The organism is Micromonospora gifhornensis (assembly GCF_016863515.1).
Taxonomy (GTDB): Bacteria; Actinomycetota; Actinomycetes; order Mycobacteriales; family Micromonosporaceae; genus Micromonospora; species Micromonospora gifhornensis.
In genome coordinates this window covers 69,966-87,548 of record NZ_BOPA01000036.1, presented here as the reverse complement: position 1 = coordinate 87,548, position 17,583 = coordinate 69,966, and the positions used below count along the sequence as shown (strand labels likewise).

Below are 17,583 nucleotides of genomic sequence, written 5' to 3'. Positions count from 1 at the left end.
CGACGGGCCACCGAGGCATCGAATATCTGCTATATATGGGAACGCTTCCACGGGCGGCCTGTCCCCGGCACGCTGGGAACCAACTCACGGAGGAACCATGCGTAACCTTCTTGCCGCGTTGACCGCCCTGATGCTCGGCGTCACGGCCGGCAGCGTGCCCACCGACGCCGCGAACGCCGCACATCACGGCTCCTGTCCACGGCACCTGCTCTTCTGCGAGGACTTCGAGGGCTTACGCCCCGGCGGCGCCAGCACCCTGGACTGGGGCATCGACACACGCAACGGCACCCTCACCGTGGAACGCGCCCGCCGCGGCAATCAGGTGCTGCACATCCACACCGCCGACAACGGGCGTGCCTTCCTGCGCGTCGACGACTTCGCCGCACCGGGCAACCGCTTCTACGGCCGGATGCGGCTGCGCGTCGACGCCTTCCCCACCGCCCCCGACTGGGCGCACTTCACACTTGTGGAGGCGACCGGCACCGGCAGTTCGGAGATCGTCCGACCGATCGGCGGCCAGTACGCACCCACGGTCCCCGGCATCTTCTGGGGCGTGGGCGCCGACGGTGGACCGACCGGCGACTGGACCAACTGGCGGGAGTCGGCGCCCGTGGTCGAAGACACCTGGCAGTGCTTCGAGTGGCAACTCGACCCGAAGGACAACCGCGTCGTGGTGTGGATCGACGGCGTGGCGAACCCGGAGCTGACCGCCTCCACCACGCAGCACGGCGGCAACGACGTGCCGTTCATCCTGCCGACGGTGAACACCGTGAAGATCGGCTGGCAGCTCTACCAGGGCGGCACCACCCCGGGCGAGTTCGACCTCTGGATCGACGACATCGCGCTGTCCACCAAGCGCGTCGGCTGCTGACCCGGCAGCGCGGTCCGCAGGAACGACAGGTGCCGACCCGCTCCGCCCGAGGTGCGGGTCGGCACCCTGCCTAGCTCAGCCCGAGCGCCAGCGCGGTGAACAGCGCGGCGAGCCAGCTCCATCCCGGAATGATCACAGCGCGCTGGATGAGACCGATGCGCGGCGACACCCGCTCCCAGGCTCTGCCGAACAGGCCGAGCCCGAGGAACAGGGCCACCGCGACGCAACCCGAGGCGACTCGCCAGGACGTCGCGGACAGGGTGAACGCGCTGATGGTCGCGGCGAGGGGCAGGGACAGGAAGACGACGGCACCGGCGATGTCATGGACCCGGTGCGCGGTGCTGTGCTGCTCGGGTATGCCGATCGGGGCACCCGGCGGGTAGCCGAGCATCGGGTCCATCCGGAACACGCCGGAGGCGACAAGACCGAGCCCGAAGATGCTCAGAACAACACCGAGTAGGACGCTCAGGCCCTCGACGATCACTGCGACCGCCCCTGCCGTGATGGCGGAACCGCAGACCACGAAGTTGGCCGTCTGGATCCAGCCTCGGCTGCCGAGTGCCAGCGCGCTGACCGGATGGCGTGCTGACGCGTAGTGCGGGCGGCTCCCGCCGTCGACGAGGAACACCAGCACGAACAACACCGCACCGGCGGCACCCGCCCACAAGGCCACGTGCGTCCTCTTTCCACTGCGTGCCGGAACCTCCGGCGGTTCCAGTACATCGAGCGAGCTGTCGCGGCCACAGTGCCGATGGTCATGGCATCCACGGCCCGGACAACAGGGGCCGCTCGACGACTACATTCACCGATAGGATCGCAGTGACGGCAAAGCGTGCGGGGAGCGGCTGTGTCGATCCGGCGCGCTGACCGAGGCGATCACCCAGGAAAGGCATGGGTCGGCCTGGGTGTGCACCCACAGGTGGTCAGCTGCGCCTACGTACGCCGCATCGACGGCATCCCCCGGGTCTTCGCCGAATGGGTCGATGGCGGCAGCCGCTGGACTGGGACTACCGGATACGGACGGGCATCACCGGCCCCGGACACCACGCCTGGGCCGGTGATGCCGCGTGGATCAACCGGCGCTGACCGGCTCCATCGGACGGTCCGTCTCATCCTTGTCGACAGGTGCACCGGAGGGTGCGCGTCGCCGGTCCAGGTTCGGCAGCAGCCGGTCCAACCACCCCGGCAGCCACCAGTTGGCCCGACCGAAGAGCATCATGGTCGCCGGCACCAGCACGAGCCGGACGATCGTGGCGTCGAGAGCGACCGCGGTGGCCAGCCCGACACCGATCATCTTCGTGACGATGTCGGCGTTGGTCATGAAGCCCGCGAACACCACCACCATGATCAGTGCTGCCGCGGTGATGGTCCGGGCGGTGGCGGCCAGACCACGCACCACGGACTGGAACGGGTCCCCGGTGGCCAGCCACTCCTCCCTGACCCGGGACAGCAGGAACACCTCGTAGTCCATCGAGAGCCCGAACAGGACGGCGAAGAGCAGCAGCGGAACCCAGGTGGAGACCGGCACCGGATGGTCGACGCCGAGCAGCTGGCTGCCCCAGCCCCACTGGAAGACCGCGGTCAGCACGCCGTACGCGGCGGCGACACTGAGCAGGTTGACCAGCGCGGCCTTGATCGGCACCAGGACGCTGCGGAACATGACGGTCAACAGGATCAGCGACAGCCCGACCACCACGCCGACCACCAGCCACAGCCGCTCGGCCAGCAGGTCGGCGATGTCGACGAAGACCGCCGTGACGCCGGTGATCTCCGCGCCGGCCGGCAACACGTCGGCGCGGAGCTGGTCGACCAGCTCACCGGAGCGCGCGTCCTGCGGGCTGTACTCCAACTGCACGCTCAGCACGGCCGCCGTGGCATCGGGCGACAGCAGCGCCTCGGAAACCGTCGCCACCCCCGGCACCGCCGAGATCTGGTCCCGCAACGCCGGTACGGAATCCTGCGACACCTCGGTCAGGTCCACCGCCACCACGAGCGGGGCGTACGCGCCGGGTCCGAACTCTGCGGCGATGAGGTCGTACGCCCGCCGGACGGTGTTCTCGGTGGGCTGGCTACCGGCGTCCTGCGGCCAGGTCCGCATGGTCAGCGCGGGAGCACCGAGCAGCAGCAGGACCGCGAGGGCGAGCAGGGCCCAACCGGCGGGCCGTCGGCCCACCCGCGCCGCCCAGCGGGCGGTCATCGGCGGCCGCTGCGGCTCGGCGGTGTCTTCGATGCGTCGGCGGCGGACGATCCGCCGACCGGCGATCGTGCACAACGCCGGCACCAGCGTGATGGCGGCCAGCATCACCGTCGCCACCACGATCGCCGTGGCATACCCGTAGGTCCGGTACGCGGCGAGGCCGGAGAAGAGCAACCCGAACAGGGACAGCAGCACCACCGCGCCGGCAACCAGGATCGACCGGCCGGCGGTCGCGGTCGCCCGGGCCGCCGCCGCTCGTGGCGTCAGGCCGGCACGCAGCCCCTCGACGTGTCGGGTCACCAGCAGCAGGGCGTAGTCGATACCGACACCCAGACCGACCATCGCGGCGGCCTGCGGCGCGGTGGTGCCGATGTCGGTGAGCGCGGCCAGCAGCAGGATTCCCGACGAGCCGATGCCGAGCCCGATCAACGCCGCGATGATCGGCAACCCGGCCGCCACCACCGACCCGAAGGCGATGATCAGGATGACGAGCGCGACGAGCACGCCGATCAGCTCGCCCGTGTGGCTCGTCGACTTGTCGCCCTCCGGCACCTGACCGGCGTACTCCACCTGAAGGCCCGCGTCCCGTGCGGGCCCGGTGGCCGCGCGCAGCTGGTCCATCGCGTCGTCGTCCAGGTCGGTCACCGGCACGGTGTAGCGGACGTCGATGATCGCGGTGTCCCCGTCGGTCGAGGGCTGCGCGGGGCCGGCCACGCCCACCTGGTTCACGCCGCGCAGCTCGCCGATCACCCGGTCCAGCAGCGCCGGATCCAGCTGGCCGCCGTCCGGGTCGTGCACGACCACCCGCGCCTCGGTGCCGGACAGGGCGGGGAACCGCTCGCGCAGCAGGTCGGTGCCGGCCTGCGACGAGGTGCCGGGCACGTCGTAGTCGTCGCGGGGCGTGCCGCCGACGGTGGCCGCCAGCCCGAGCGCCAGGACCAGGGTGGCGACCCAGGCGGAAAGGGTCAACCAGGGACGCGCGGCGCAGATCGCGCCGATGCGGTGCAGCGTACGGTTCACCGGCCGGCCCTTTCACGATGCGATGTCAGGGCGGGTGCCGCCGTCAGCACGTCCAACATTGAGCTCAACCTCATGCCAACGACGACGTGCCGAATTCGCGTGCGTTCACGGCCGTTGCACCGAATCAGTGAATTTCACACCGTAATCACGCTCGCTCCGGGAGCCTCCGGCGGCATGGTTTGATGGCCACCTATCGGTGGTGTTCCACCTCGTGCCTGAGCTTGGCAGCGGCGGATGCGGCGTTCGATCGGGGCGTGTCATGGAAGACCTGTTGGACGATCTGTACGGACGGGAAGTGGAGCTCGCCCGCATCGGCCGCTTCCTCGAGTCGGTGCGCTCGACGGGCGACACCCGGCTGGTCCGGGGTGAGCCCGGCGTCGGCAAGTCCGCACTCTTCAACGCCACTGTGGACCTCGCGAACGATGCGGGTCTGCGGGTGTTGCGTGCCACCGGCGCGGAGTTCGAGGTGGACATCAGCTACTCGGTGCTCAACCAACTGCTGTTGCCGCTGCGCGACGAGCTGCACCACCTTCCCGCGGGGCTGCGCGATCCGCTGACGGTCGCCCTCGGCTTCGGCCCCGGCTCGCCGCCCGCCGCCCTGCTGGTCTGCAACGCAGCCCTGTCACTGCTGGCAGCAGCCGCACAACAGAAGCCGATCCTGCTGATGGTGGACGACGTGCAGTGGGTCGACCGTCCCAGTGCGGTGGCGTTGAGTTTCATCGCCCGACGCGTCCAACGTCACCCGATCGGTCTCGTGGTCTCCACCCGCACCGCCACGGAGAACTTCCTCGAGTGGCGGGGCCTCGCCGAGGTCGAGGTGCCCCCGCTCAGCAGGGAGGCATCCGAGCGGCTGGTCGCGGCCCGCTTCCCGCAACTGCCTGCTCGGCTGCGACAGCGCGTGCTCGACCTCGCGGCCGGCAACCCGCTCGCCCTTGTCGAGCTGCCGGCCACGTTCCTGCAGTCGGAGGCCAACAACTGGCAGCCGAACGAGGTAGTGCCGCTGAGCGAACGGCTACAGCAGCTGTTCTCCGCACGGATCTCCGACCTGCCCGAGGCGACCCGACGGCTGCTGCTGATCGCGACGTTCGAAGGTCACGGCGACATCCGTCTCCTTCGTGGCATCTCCGACCTCACCGATCTCGCCCCCGCCGAACGCGCGCAGATCCTGCGGGTGGAGGACGCGAACGGCCGTCTCGTGTTCCGCCACCCGTTGATGAAGTCAGCGATCGTGGCGTCGGCGACGCACGAGGAACGCCGCCTTGCCCACCTGGTCCTCGCCGACGCCCTCGCCGCCGACCAGGAGCGCCGTGCCTGGCATCTGGCAGCGGCCACGGCCGGACCGGACGAGAACGTGGCGACGTTGCTGGACCGGGCGGCCCACAAGATCCTGCAACGCGGCGACCCGCTGGGGGCGATCGCCGCCCTGGTGCGGGCGGCGGACCTGAGCGCCACCACCGCGGAACGGGCCCGACGGCTGGTCCAGGCGGCCTACCTCGGGGCAGAGGCCGGCGGCGTCGGTTACGGCATCGGTGCCCTGCTGGACACCGCGCGGGCGACCAGCCCGGACTCCGTCGCTTCGTTGCCGGCGGCCACCGCGGCGGTGTTGCTGATGCTCGAGAACGACGGTGACGTCCGCACCGCGCTCGGGCTGCTCGCCGGCGCGATCGAGACAGGCGACCACGCCTGGCGCGCCGACGATCCGGCGCTCGAGGAAGCCATGCACCACCTGCTCAACCTCTGCTGGTACCGGTACACCCCGGAGGACTGGGCGACCTTCCTGCGTCTGGTGGACCGACTCGAACCAGCCCCGTCGGATGTGCTGGCCGTGATGAGCAGGACCATCCCCGATCCGGTACGCACCGCCGCCCCCGCCCTTCCCGCGCTCGACGCCCTGCTCGCCACCCTCACCGACGGGGACGACCTCACTCGCATCCAGCGCGTCGGATCGGCTGCGGTGTACGTCGACCGACTCGGTGAGATGCGGAACCTCTCCTGGCGGTTGGTCCGGTACGGCCGCGAGGGCGGCGCGCCCCGCCGGCAACTCGGCGCGCTGATGCACCTGTGCCTGGACGACTATTTCGCCGGCCGCTGGGACGAGGGTGAGGAGCTGGCCGAGGAGGGACAGGACCTCTGCACCACCCGTGGTCTGAAGTTCCTGACCTGGAACTTCCTGTACTGCCGGGCCCTCTTCGCGGCAGGTCGAGGGCGCGTCGGCGAGGCGGTGAAACTGGCCGACGAGCTGACCCTGTGGGGCAGACCGCGCGGCGTCGGCGTCACCGCGACCATCGCCCACCACCCGCGTGCGCTGGCCGCTGCCGCCCAGGGCGACTTCGAGGCGGCCTACCGGCACGTCTGCGCGATCAGCCCCGCCGGCCTGCTGGCACCCTACGTGGGGCCCGCGACCTACGTCATGTTCGACCTGGTCGAAGCGGCGCTGCGGACCGGCCGCACCGCCGAGGCACGGGCACACGCCGACGCCATGCGTGCGGCCGACGTGTCGGCGCTCTCGCCGCGGATGGCGCTCGTTCAACGCGGGGTCGACGCTCTGGTCTCCGACGACGAGGAAGCCGACGGACGGCTGGAGGAAGCCCTGGCGGACTCCGCCGCCGAACGCTGGCTCGTCGACGCATCGCGCATTCGTCTCGCCTTCGGCGAGAAGCTCCGCCGCCGTAAGGCGTTCCCGGCCGCCCGCGTTCACCTGCTCAACGCGCGAACCGGGTTCGCCGCGATGGGTGCCGAACCGTGGCTCACCCGTACCGTGGACGAACTGCGGGCCACCGGTCACCGGCCCGCCGCCGCCCGGAGCACGGCGGCCGCCCTGACCGCCCAGGAACGCGAGATAGCCCACCTGGCTGCCGGCGGGCTGTCCAACAAGCAGATCGCCGAGCGGCTGTTCCTGTCCCATCGCACCGTCGGTGCCCACCTGCACCGGACCTTCCGCAAACTCGGCATCGCCTCACGGGCCGGGCTGCGGGACGCCCTCTCCAGGCGACAGACACCACCCGAGGACGGCACCGGCAACTGAGAGATCCGCTGCGGCGAGTGAACGGGGTGACCGTCGCTGCGTGCCGGCGCTCGGGCTGCGGGGGATGCAGCGTGTCACCGTGCTGCCGGACGTGATCGTCGTTTCGGCGGCCGGCGTCGGCGGCGGGTCACTGATCTACGCCAACACCCTCTACGAGCCGCCGGCCGAGTTCTTCGCGGATCGGCGGTGGTCGGGCATCACCGACTGGCAGCGGGAGTTGGCGCCCTGCTACGCGCAGGCGTCGCGCATGCTGGGCGTGGTCCGGCAGCCGAGCATCACGCCGACGGACCGGGTGATCCGGGACGTCGCCGAGGACATGGGGGTCAGGGACAGCTTCGTACGCGCCCCGGTGGGGGTCTTCTTCGTTACACCAGGCCACCGGGTGCCGGACCCCTACTTCGGCGGAGCCGGTCCGGACCGGAGCGGCTGCACGCAGTGCGGTGACTGCCTGATCGGATGCCGGATCGGCGCGAAGAACCGGCTGGACCTCAACTATCTGCACCTGGCCGAGCAGGCCGGCGCGACGGTCCATCCGGAGACGGAGGTGACCGCGCTACGGCCGACCGGCGGTGGGCGGCGGTGGGAGGTGTCCGCCGGATCGCAGCTCTTCCGCTGCGACCAGGTGGTGTTGGCCGCGGGCGTGCCGGCCCGACCAGCAACGCCGGTGGTCTCCTGACGACGCTGCTGGTCGACGGCGGTGGGCGGGTACCACGGCTGCTGAAGTTCATCGGCGTCGCCCTGCGCCATCCGGTGGCCCTGCTTCGCAGCATGCACAAACGGCGCTGGAGCGACCGGACGGTGATGCTGCTGGTGATGCAGCGGCTGGACAACTCGCTCACGATCAGGCGGACCCGGCGCGGCCGGCTCGTCACCGCCCCGACGAAGGAGCCCCCGGTCCCCGGTGGATCCCGATCGGACACGAGGTGGCCCGACGCGTCGCCGCGAAGATCCAGGGGCAGCCGGCCGGGTCCGTCGGCGACATCTTCGACAAGCCGACCACGGCGCACATCCTCGGTGGAGCGACGATCGGTGACTCGCCGGCGACCGGCGTGGTCGACGCCTACCAGAGGGTGTACGGCTGTGAAGGTCTGCACATCTTCGACGCGTCGGTGATTCCGGCGAACCTCGGTGTCAACCCGGCCCTGACGATCACCGCGCTCGCCGAGCGGGCCGCCGCGTTCTGGCCCAACGCAGGAGACCCTGATCCCCGTCCCCCGGTCGGCGAGGCGTACCTGCCGGTCGAACCGGTCGCCCCTCGGCAGCCGGCCGTCCCGGTGCATTCTCCCGCCGCGCTGCGGCTGGCGCACTGAGCGGCGCACAGCGCTGCGGTCAGGGCGTCAGGCCACGGGCGGACAGCGCATCGCGCAGGCCGGCCCGGGAGGAGATGCCGAGTTTCGGGAAGATCCGGTACAGGTGGGCGCCGACGGTGCGATGGGACAGGAACAGCCGCTCGGCGATCTGCTTGTTGCTCAGGCCGCTCGCGGCCAGCCGGGCGATCTCCAGCTCCTGAGTGGTCAGCGCGGCGAGGCCCGGCCCGTCGGCGATGGCCGGTCGGTAACCGGTGGCCCGCAACTCCTGCACGGTGCGGGCCAGCCACGGCTCGGCACCCATGGCGGTGAAACCGGTCTGCGCGCTGAGTAGATGCTCACGGGCGCGGGCGAAGGCTTTGCCCCGGCGCAGCTTCTCGGCGTAGGCCAGCCGGATGCGGGACGCCTCGAAGAGCCAACGTTCGGCAGCGGGGGAGCGGAGCATCTCTTCGAGGCGGTTACCGGACTCCTCGTCGTCCCCGACGAGCGCGTCGATGCCGCACTGGATCAGCGCCATCCGGGGTGAGATCGCGGCCACGTCCGCCGTACGGATCGCTTCGGCGTGCGCCTGGGCCTCGGCCGTCCGGCCGGTACGCAGCGCGGCTTCGACGAGGTCGAGCATCGCCCACATGGCGATCGGCACGTACGGTGCCAGTACACCGGCGGGGCTGATGGCGGTGGCGTGCAGATAGGCGGACTGGTAGTCGCCGTCGGCCGCGGCGGCGAGCGTACGTGGATAGTGCGCGATGGCCACGGCTCCGGCGACTCCCCTCGGCAGTGCCCAGCGGGTGATCTCGTCGGCCAGCGCGTACGCCTCGTTGGTCAGGCCACGGCCGGCCGCGATGTTCGCGCGGTTGAAGAGGAAATACCAGGTGAGGAAGGGTAGGCCAGCCTCGCCGCAGACCTTCTGGGCCTCTTTGGCCAGCTCATCGGCTTCGTCCCAGCGGCCAGTGAGATAGCCGTCGAGGCACAGGTGCATGAGCGCACCGAGTTGACGGCGGGGTGCGGCGCCGTCACGGCCCTGCCGGACCAGATGCCAGGCCGAGTCCCGGAACTCGGCGAGCCGGTCGACGTAGACCGAGGCGGTGCCGATCCGCTGGACCCGGGTGAGGTCGTCCTCGTCGGTGAGGGTGGCGAACAGCGCGTCGAGTGCGGGTTTCGCGGCGGCGCCGGTGCGTACCGGGTCGGGGAAGGTCTTGCTCATCACCGCGAGAATGTCCGACGGCCCGGGGGTGAGCCGGTCCAGGGCCCGGTGAAAAACGGCCCAGTGCTCAGGGGTGCCCGCATACCAGGAGAGCAGGAGCAGCGTGTGCAGGGCCTCGTCGAGCGCCGGGTCGTCGCCGCGCCACCCGTGCCGTCCGGTCTCGATCGCCCCGGCGAGCAGCCGGTGGGCGGTCTGCACGTCGCCGTCGCCGTTGATCATCAACAGCGCCGCCGCGTTGGCCGCGTGCAGTGCGCCGGAGGGGCCCAGGTTCGTCGTATGCGCGTTGGCCAGCAGCGTACTGAGGTCGGCACCCGCGCCGCCGCCCTCCGCGCCCAGGTAGGCCGCCTCGGCGAGGCGTCGTGCGCGGCTCTCCGCGGACGCGCTCAGTTCTGCGGCACGGACCAGGGCCGAAACCGCGCCGAGCACGTCACCACGCTGCATGACACGCCGGGCCGCCTCGTCGAGCATGGCCGCGATCGATTCGTCGGGGTCGGCCGCCGCTGCGGCCAGGTGCCAGGCGCGGCGTTCCCAGTCACCGGGGAGCGCGGCGGCGATGTCGAGGTGGGCCTCGCGCCTTTCCGCATGGGTGGACATGGCGACCAGTGCCGACTGGATCAGTGGGTGGCGGAAGACGAGCCGGCCGGTGGCGTCGTCGACCTGGACAAGTTGGGCGCGTTCGGCGGGGGCCAGGTCGGCGAGACCGGCTATCCCGCGCAGAACCCGGATTTCGCCGCTGCCCTCGAACGTCGCCAGCAGCAGTAGTCGCCGGGTGGCGTCGGGCAGTCCGCCGACCCGCGCGGCGAACACCGCCTGCAACCGATCGTTGAGCGCGACGACGTCGGAACCGGGTGTGGCCGTGTCTGTCAGGGTGGTGGGCAGCTCGACGAGGGCGAGCGGGTTGCCCTGCGCGAGGTCGAGTAGCCGCTGGCGGACCTGCGGCGGCATCATCGGGTAACGCGCGTCGACGAATCGCGCCGCTGCCTCCCGTTCGAGGGGCTGCACGACGATCTCGGTGAGGCCACGGCGGTCGAAAAAGCTCTCCGTGCCCGTGCGCGACGAAGCCACGACCCCGATCGGATTGCCCTGGACCCGTCGGGCAATGAAACCGAGCACGACCGCGCTCGGCCGGTCGACCCACTGCACATCGTCGACGAGCACGAGAACAGGCTTCTTGCGCGCCACGGCAGACAGCAGCGACAGGGCGGCGTTGCACACCAGCAGCACCGCTGGTGGCGCGCCGGGACCGAAACCCAGCGCGACGTTCAGCGCGTCACGCAGCCCTGGCGGCTGCCGCTGGATCTCGCGGTAGAGGGGCAGCAGGAGCTGGTTGAGCACCGAGTAGCTGATGTCAGCCTCGAACTCCGAGCCGGAGGCCCGCAGGACGCGCATGCCGGCCTCGGCCGCGAGATTCGCGGCGGCGTTGGAGAGTGCGGACTTCCCGATACCCGGCTCGCCGCGGAGCATCCGCACATCGCCGCCGTCGCGTACCGACTCGAGGAAATGGGTGATCCGCGCCAGCTCTGCCTCTCGTCCGAACAGTTCCAAGGTGGAGACCTCCGGTCAGGTCGGGTGCTGCCGCCGGATGACCCGGCAGCTGCAGCCGCGCGTGGTGCGCGGCTGAGGCCCAGCGGTCGTGCGAGGTCAATGCCTGTCGGGAAGCCGGCATGTCATCGACGATCGCTTGAGGATGCGCGTGTTGGATCCCGGTTCGTAGCGACGAGCGAGCTAGCAGTAGTCAACCCGATTACAGTATATTGCACTTGGCATTTCGGCCGGTGTCAACGTGACATGGGCCGATAAGTCGGCTAGTTGTCATCACCGTGCCGGTCCAGTCAGCGCCGCCATGTGCCGCTTGAACCTTGGCCGCGAACGCGCGTCTTTACAGGAGCGGAACCCATCTTCCCGTTGGAGGTTGCTGGTCGTGGCGGAGACGCGTGTTCTGGTGCAGGCGACCGACCCGCTGCTGACCGTCGGGCTGTCCAGCTACCTGGCTATGCATCCCGACATCACAGTGGTGGAGGCGGATGACCCGGACTTGTTCGACGTCGCCGTCGTGGCGGCCGAGCGGCTCACCGCCGCGACTATCAGGATGCTTCGCTTGACGGCCGCGACCGCGCCGCGGCCCGTGGTGCTCGTTATTCCCGACATCGACGATCTGCAACTGATCATGGCGGTCGAGTGCGGGGTGGTTGCCATCCTTCCCCGTGGTTCGGTCAACCCGGAACGCCTTGTCCAGAGCGTTCAGGCCGCCGAGGCTGGCGGTGGGATCATGCCGCCGCACCTCATCGGTAGCCTGCTCGAGCACTTCCGGCGGCTACAGCGGGAGGTACTGCTGCCCAACGGTCTAACCCTCGCCGGGCTGACCTCGCGCGAGATCGAGGTGCTGCGGCTGATGGCCGACGGATTGGACACCACCGAGATCGCCGAGGAGATTCGGTACTCCGTACGGACAGTGAAGACGATCATCTACGGGGTGATGGACCGGTACCAGCTCCGTAGCCGGTCACATGCGGTCGCGTACGCGGTGCGCGCCGGTCTGATCTGAGAGTCCGCACATGAAACTGGTGCGGATCCTGGTCGTGCTGTGCGCCGCCCTACTGTTCGGGCAGGGTCAGCCGGTACTGCCCGCATCGGCGGCCCCGGCCAGCCCGGCACCGGTGCGGTACTGGGTGGTGGGGGAGCCCCGGGACGGGCAGCGTGAGTACCTGTACCAGATAGCTATGCTGACGCTTGCCGATGGCAACCGTTACCTGGAGATCCTGGATCTCAACCGGGACCGGCTCCAGCCGGACGGCGGACGGCTCACCGACGCGCTCACCCCTCTGCGGCCCGGTTGGATCCTGGAACTCCCGCCGGACGCCCAAGGGCCAGGGGTACGCACCGGCGTCCCACCAGTACCGCAACGCAGTCGGCCGAAGACCTCCACCGGTGGCGGCGTTCTCACCTACCTGCTGCCGGCCGTCGGCGTGTCCGTCGCGGTGCTCGTGCTCGGCCTGCTGCGCCGCGCCCGCCGGGTCACCCCGGCGTCGACACCACCGATGGCGTCCGTGCCGGCGACGGCGGGGGAGCCGCCGTCCGGGTCGATCCAGCTCATCACGGACCTTGAGCCGATGACGGGGGAGCCAGGACACCGTCTCGGCGTCCGCCTGCTCGGCGCGGACCACGACGCGGGAGCGAGGCAGTACGCATGGCTGGAGCACGACGCCGCGCCGCAGGCACAACTTCCGGTCGTGCTCGGTCACCTGGCCGGCCGACGACTGATGCTGGACCTGGCCGCCGTGCCGGACATCCTTACGATCACCGGGCGGGCGGTGCCGGCCCGGTCGCTGGCGATCGACCTGATCGATCAACTGAACCGGGCCGGCGTCACGGTGGTCGTGGTCGGCGACGTGCTGGCCGGCGAGGCACCCGCCGGCACCACCCCGGTGCCGGACTTCCCAGCAGCCAACACGGTCGTCGACCAGCTTCCCGGCCCGGTCGTGGTCGTCTGCGGAGGCCTGCGGGGCGCACAACTGGCCATGGCCCGCAGCCTGGCGACTCGGACCCGGCACCGGGCGGTACCGATGCTGGTCGGCGAGGTGATCCGTGCCCGCTGGTCGGTGACGGTCAACCGGGTCAGATCGGTCACGACATGAAAGGGTCCGCGGTGACGACCAGGCGTACGGTCCGTGCCATCTACCTCACCTTTCTCACTCTCCTCCTTGGCCTGCTGGCCGGCACGGCCCCGGCGACAGCGGCTGACGACCAGGTGAAGTACTACGAGGTGACGGCCGCCGACCAGTCCCCGGACGGACTGGCACGGATCGCCGAGCGGCTGCTCGGCGAACCAGCCCGGGCGGAGGAGATCTACCGGCTCAATGCGGGACGACGGCAGCGCGACGGGCTCGCGCTGTTGGACACCCGGCGACTACGGGCGCAGTGGCTGCTCGTCCTGCCCTGGGACGCCGCCGGTGACGGTGTGCGAATGGGCCCCCTGCCCGCGGGATCGGCCGGATCGTGTCCACCCACCGGGGGTGGTCCGGGCTGCGTCTCACCGCTGCCAGCGCCCAGGCCCCGCTCCGACTGGGCGGGTGAGCGGATCACCACCGCCGAGGCGTGGGCGAGGACGCAGGGCGAAGGCGTCATGGTCGCGGTCGTCGACTCCGGTGTGGACGCCGCATCGCCGCAACTGCGGGGACGGGTCGCGCTCGGCGCCGACGTCACATCGGGGACGGCCCCCGGCAACCTCGACCGCCTCGGCTCCGGCACCGGCATGGCCGGCATCATCGCCGGCGCCGGAGGCACGCCGGGAATCGCGCCCGCGGCAACCATCCTTCCCCTGCGGGTGGCCGGGGACGTGCCGCAGGCCGACCCCGCCCAGGTCGCCATCGCCATCGAGATCGCGGTGACCGCCGGCGCCCGGGTCATCGCACTCGGTGCCTTCGCCGACCCGTCGAACACCCTGGTGGCAGCCGCAGCCCGCGCGGCCACGGCTCATGACGTCGTCGTGGTCGTGCCGGCAGCGAATGCCGGCGCTGGTGCGACCACGCTGACCGATGGTCTGCTCCGGGTGGGCGGTGCCGGACCGGAAGGGCAGCGGGTGGCCGAATACCAACCGGAGGCCGTGGACGTGACGGCACCAGGCATCGACGTGATGGTCCTGACGCCCGCCGGTGCCGAGCCGCGCTCCAGGAGCGGTTCGGAGTACGCCGTCGCGTTCGTCGCCGGCACGGCTGCGCTGGTCCGCGCCGCCTACCCCGACCTCGACGCGGCGGCGGTGACACACCGCATCAAGGTCACCGCGGACGGCGCCTCGGCGGGCGTACCCGATCGCGATCGTGGTTGGGGAACGATCGACCCGGATGCCGCGGTGGGTGCCGTCGTCCCCGGCGAACAGCCGACGCGACCGGCGGCGAAGACCGGCGGGACCGGGCGGCTCGCGCTGTCAGCGACCGCAGGTGTCGTCACCGCCGCGCTCGCCGGGTCGGTGTTCCTGATCCGCCGCCGGCTGCGCAACCGCACGTGAAACCGAGTTCCTTGGGAAGGACGGCTGCCATGCCGATCAGCAGGTACCTGCCACGCGTCGCGGCGGCAGCCGTCACGCTCCTGGTGGCGACGGCCGCGGCGGTCCTGGTCGCGGTGGTGACCGGGCCGGCGTCCGGAGAGCAGGGCCGGCGCGGGACGGGCGTGCCGGCCAGCCTGGTCACGACGATCTCCACCGCCGCACTGTCCTGCCCGATCCTGACGCCGGCCCGGCTCGCGGCCCAACTGGAGGTCGCTTCCCAGGTCAACCCGCAGGCTCCGCGCGGCGTCGCCGCCCTGTCCGACCAGGTCTGGGCGACCTGGCGGCCGTCTGTCTCCACCAGCCGCACCGACCCGGAGGCGGGCGTCACCGCGTTGGCCCGGCACATGTGCGACCTGTCCGGACAGCTCCGCCGAGCGGGCATCGGCGACGGCCGGTGGGAGTTCGCGTTGGCGGCGTACGAAGTCGGGCTCGAAGCGGTGCAATCTGCCGGCGGTATTCCCGACGCGGCGGTCGGATATGTGGAACTGGTGTCGGAGTACGCGCAGTGGTACTCCCACCAGCCGGACCTGGCCCCGCTGCGGCCGACGCTCTCCGGTGCGATCGGCGGGACCGAACCCGGCGCGGACACCCCGCCCGTACCGGTGCCCGACGAATACGTCCCGGCCATCCTGGCCGCAGGCCGCCGCTGCGGCCAGGTCACCCCCGCGCGGATCGCCGGCCACCTCATGGCGGCCTCGGCGTTCAACCCGAATCTGTCCGGCACCGACGGTGGTCAGGGCATCGCGCAGTTCGCACCAGTGGTCTGGGAACGGTACGCCCCCGCTGCCCGTGCCGCGTCCCCCTGGGAACCTCTGCCCGCCATCAACGCCCTGGGCGTGGTCATGTGCACGTTCGTGACGCAGCAGGCCCGGCCCGGCGCTGAGGCGTACGACTTGGCACTGGCTGCGTTCCGTTGGGGGCCGGACGCGGTGCAACGGGCCGGGAAGATGCCGGACTCGACGGCGCTGCGCGGGTTCGTCGCGCTGGTCCACCGGTACGCCCAGAGCTATGAGGCCGACCCCCGGTTCGGCGGTGGCAAGTCACCGGGTGGCAAGTCGCCTGACGCGCCCACGGCGGTGACGCAGTCGGCCGGCCGACCCACCGCTGGCGGCACGTCTGCCACGCCGTCGCGGATTGACCCGCCGCAGGTCGCCGCACCGGCACGCCCGTCCACCACCCCGAGCAGGTCCCCGCAGCCTGTCACCACCGCACCACGTGCTCCGGAGCCACGGCCGGTGGGCGCGGCCAAGCAGATCATCGGGCATGGCAGCGGCCGGTGCATCGACGTCACCGACGGGGCCTATCTGAGCAGACCGCAACTGCAGATCTGGACCTGCGACGGCGGCGGCCCCATCCAGGCCTGGACCGTCTACAACGACGGTACGATTCGCGCCTTCAAGCGTTGCATGACGGTGTCCGGCTCCGTCCGCAACGGCGCGCCGATCACGCTGGAAACCTGCACCGGCAGCGCCAACCAGCGGTTCATCCTCAACAAGGCGCACGACCTGGTGAACGCGGGCAGGTGCGTCGACGTGAAAGACCACGGCACCGGCGACGGCGTCAGGTTGCAACTGTGGGAGTGCTGGGGCACCGACAACCAGAAGTGGAGCTGGCGGGGGTGAGCCCCGGCCCGGTCAGCGGGCCGGGGCGGGGCGGCCGTCCTCGGTGAAACCGGTGGCAAGCACCAGGGTGTGCCCGGCCGGGGTCCGCCAGACCGCGCCGGCTGGGACATCTGGCAGGTCCCGGGCCGGCCGGCCCGGCTCGCAGAGAACCCATGTCGCCGACTGAGGGCTCTCTGTGCCCAGCGCGGGCACCGGCACGACGACATTCTGACCGATCCAGTCGGCCAGCTCCTGCGCGCGATCGACCACCGATGCCGTCGCTGCGTAGTCGCCGAGCGCGACGAGCGTGACACCTCCCGCGCTGCCGCCCAGGTGCTCGGTCAGGACGGCGGGAAGCCAGTCGAAGAGATCGGCGCGCCTGGTGACCTCCGGGGTGCTCAGCACCGCGGTGCGTCCCGGATGGCCGAGCAGCGCCTCGGCCGTGATTCGCGCCGACACACGGCTGTCGCCGCCGGAGCGCAGGACCAGCGCCTCGCCCGCCGTCTCGATGGTGAGGCCAATCTCGGTCACCGCACCTGCCTCTCGGTGGTCGGGCTATACGTTGCTGCTCGTGCCCGGCTTCCACCAGGGGCGCCGTGCGGGCCCTGGTTCACCTGGTCGAACCTCGTCGAAGAACGGCGAGAACCTCTGCTGTACGGCCGGCGTGCGATAGCCGTCTGCGAGCAGCGCTTCCCAACCCCGGTGCGGAGTCCATGGTCAGGCACCCTTGCCTGGTATCGCGGGGACATCACCGTCCGCGGCAGGATCGGCGCGCGCCTCCATGGCCGCCAGCAGGTCACTGCTGGACGCAACCAGCGAGACATCGGTGTTCGGGTTGAGCCACAGCGCGGTGTTGGGCGGCAGCTGCCGCACCAGATCGGCGAACTCGACCGGCAGCAGCTGGGCAACCGTTGCCGTGGCCTGCCGAGGGTCGGTGAAGACGGCCACATACTCGCCGTTGGCGTCCTGGTAGGCGACCAGCTCACCGTCCAGACCCACCGGGAGGTACACAGTGCTGACAATCAGCGTGTCGAAGAGGTCTGCGCCGGAGCCGCGTCCGGTGGCTGCGGTCTGCATCGCCAAATCCACCGGGTCGGTCGGCTCGGCTGGCGGCCGGAAGTGCGGGTTGCCCTGGAAGCCGACGACCGCGCCGTGCTCGTCCACTTCCCAGGCACCGGCAATGGCATAGGGCGGGACGGCGCCGTCGGCGTCGAACCGTGGGTCGATCGCATAGATCCATGTGCCGGGCACCTGGCGAGCTCGTTGCCTGATCTCTTCCGGGACCTGAGTCTGGCCCTTCATCGCGGTCCTTCC

13 protein-coding genes are annotated in these 17,583 nt (G+C 70.9%); 8 read left to right on the top strand and 5 right to left on the bottom strand.

All coding sequences use genetic code 11. The features are described from left to right. The first annotated feature begins 97 nt into the window (after window positions 1-97). Complete coding sequence (locus tag Vgi01_RS23975) at window positions 98-871, top strand: hypothetical protein (protein ID WP_204292514.1); 774 nt, start codon at window positions 98-100, stop codon at window positions 869-871. A gap of 70 nt (window positions 872-941) precedes the next feature. On the opposite strand, the gene Vgi01_RS23970 is transcribed toward Vgi01_RS23975, so the two are convergent. After that, a complete protein-coding gene (locus Vgi01_RS23970) occupies window positions 942-1,544 on the bottom strand; it encodes a DUF998 domain-containing protein (RefSeq protein ID WP_204292512.1) in 603 nt (200 codons plus the stop codon). Between the two features lie 399 nt (window positions 1,545-1,943). Further along, the gene (locus Vgi01_RS23965) at window positions 1,944-4,088 is read right to left on the bottom strand and encodes an MMPL family transporter (protein WP_204292510.1); all 2,145 of its coding nucleotides are present in this window, start codon (window positions 4,086-4,088) and stop codon (window positions 1,944-1,946) included. 259 nt (window positions 4,089-4,347) lie between these two features. Between Vgi01_RS23965 and Vgi01_RS23960 the strand changes: the two genes are divergently transcribed. The 3 genes from Vgi01_RS23960 to Vgi01_RS30845 all read left to right on the top strand — a co-directional run bounded on the left by Vgi01_RS23960 (window position 4,348) and on the right by Vgi01_RS30845 (window position 8,423). Beyond that, window positions 4,348-7,113 carry an ATP-binding protein gene (locus Vgi01_RS23960; protein ID WP_204292508.1) on the top strand — a complete coding sequence of 922 codons (2,766 nt, stop codon included), beginning with the start codon at window positions 4,348-4,350 and terminating at the stop codon, window positions 7,111-7,113. Between the two features lie 40 nt (window positions 7,114-7,153). Next, window positions 7,154-7,789: an FAD-dependent oxidoreductase gene (locus Vgi01_RS30850; RefSeq protein WP_239089130.1), complete on the top strand. Its 636-nt coding sequence runs from the start codon at window positions 7,154-7,156 to the stop codon at window positions 7,787-7,789. A 247-nt stretch (window positions 7,790-8,036) separates the two neighbouring features. Then, entirely contained in the window at window positions 8,037-8,423 is a 387-nt protein-coding gene (locus Vgi01_RS30845; RefSeq protein WP_239089129.1) for a GMC family oxidoreductase, read from the top strand. A 19-nt stretch (window positions 8,424-8,442) separates the two neighbouring features. Here the strand turns inward: Vgi01_RS30845 and Vgi01_RS23950 are convergent, their stop codons facing one another. Then, on the bottom strand, window positions 8,443-11,169 hold the full coding sequence (locus tag Vgi01_RS23950) for an ATP-binding protein (RefSeq protein WP_204292506.1): 2,727 nt from the start codon (window positions 11,167-11,169) through the stop codon (window positions 8,443-8,445). A 376-nt stretch (window positions 11,170-11,545) separates the two neighbouring features. Between Vgi01_RS23950 and Vgi01_RS23945 the strand changes: the two genes are divergently transcribed. From Vgi01_RS23945 to Vgi01_RS23930, 4 genes are read left to right on the top strand one after another with little or no spacing between them, the layout of a single operon-like run. After that, window positions 11,546-12,169, top strand: coding sequence for a response regulator transcription factor (locus Vgi01_RS23945; protein WP_204292503.1), 624 nt, complete (start codon window positions 11,546-11,548; stop codon window positions 12,167-12,169). Between the two features lie 10 nt (window positions 12,170-12,179). Further along, window positions 12,180-13,259 (top strand): hypothetical protein, encoded by a 1,080-nt coding sequence (locus Vgi01_RS23940; protein ID WP_204292501.1) that lies wholly within the window; start codon window positions 12,180-12,182, stop codon window positions 13,257-13,259. A gap of 11 nt (window positions 13,260-13,270) precedes the next feature. Beyond that, window positions 13,271-14,629: a S8 family serine peptidase gene (locus Vgi01_RS23935; protein ID WP_204292500.1), complete on the top strand. Its 1,359-nt coding sequence runs from the start codon at window positions 13,271-13,273 to the stop codon at window positions 14,627-14,629. A 29-nt stretch (window positions 14,630-14,658) separates the two neighbouring features. After that, entirely contained in the window at window positions 14,659-16,290 is a 1,632-nt protein-coding gene (locus Vgi01_RS23930; RefSeq protein WP_204292499.1) for a ricin-type beta-trefoil lectin domain protein, read from the top strand. A gap of 12 nt (window positions 16,291-16,302) precedes the next feature. Here Vgi01_RS23930 and Vgi01_RS23925 read toward each other — a convergent pair whose 3' ends face one another. Both Vgi01_RS23925 and Vgi01_RS23920 read right to left on the bottom strand, forming a co-directional pair. Continuing rightward, a complete protein-coding gene (locus Vgi01_RS23925) occupies window positions 16,303-16,800 on the bottom strand; it encodes a hypothetical protein (protein ID WP_204292498.1) in 498 nt (165 codons plus the stop codon). A gap of 186 nt (window positions 16,801-16,986) precedes the next feature. Beyond that, window positions 16,987-17,571, bottom strand: coding sequence for a type VII secretion system-associated protein (locus tag Vgi01_RS23920; RefSeq protein ID WP_204292497.1), 585 nt, complete (start codon window positions 17,569-17,571; stop codon window positions 16,987-16,989). Between the last annotated feature and the right edge of the window lie 12 nt (window positions 17,572-17,583).

Coding starts and splice junctions, on each gene's coding strand:
- Vgi01_RS23940 (WP_204292501.1), top strand. CDS start 12,180: ATGAAACTGGTGCGGATCCTGGTCGTGCTGTGCGCCGCCCTACTGTTC.
- Vgi01_RS23930 (WP_204292499.1), top strand. CDS start 14,659: ATGCCGATCAGCAGGTACCTGCCACGCGTCGCGGCGGCAGCCGTCACG.
- Vgi01_RS23920 (WP_204292497.1), bottom strand. CDS start 17,571: ATGAAGGGCCAGACTCAGGTCCCGGAAGAGATCAGGCAACGAGCTCGC.
- Vgi01_RS23975 (WP_204292514.1), top strand. CDS start 98: ATGCGTAACCTTCTTGCCGCGTTGACCGCCCTGATGCTCGGCGTCACG.
- Vgi01_RS23960 (WP_204292508.1), top strand. CDS start 4,348: ATGGAAGACCTGTTGGACGATCTGTACGGACGGGAAGTGGAGCTCGCC.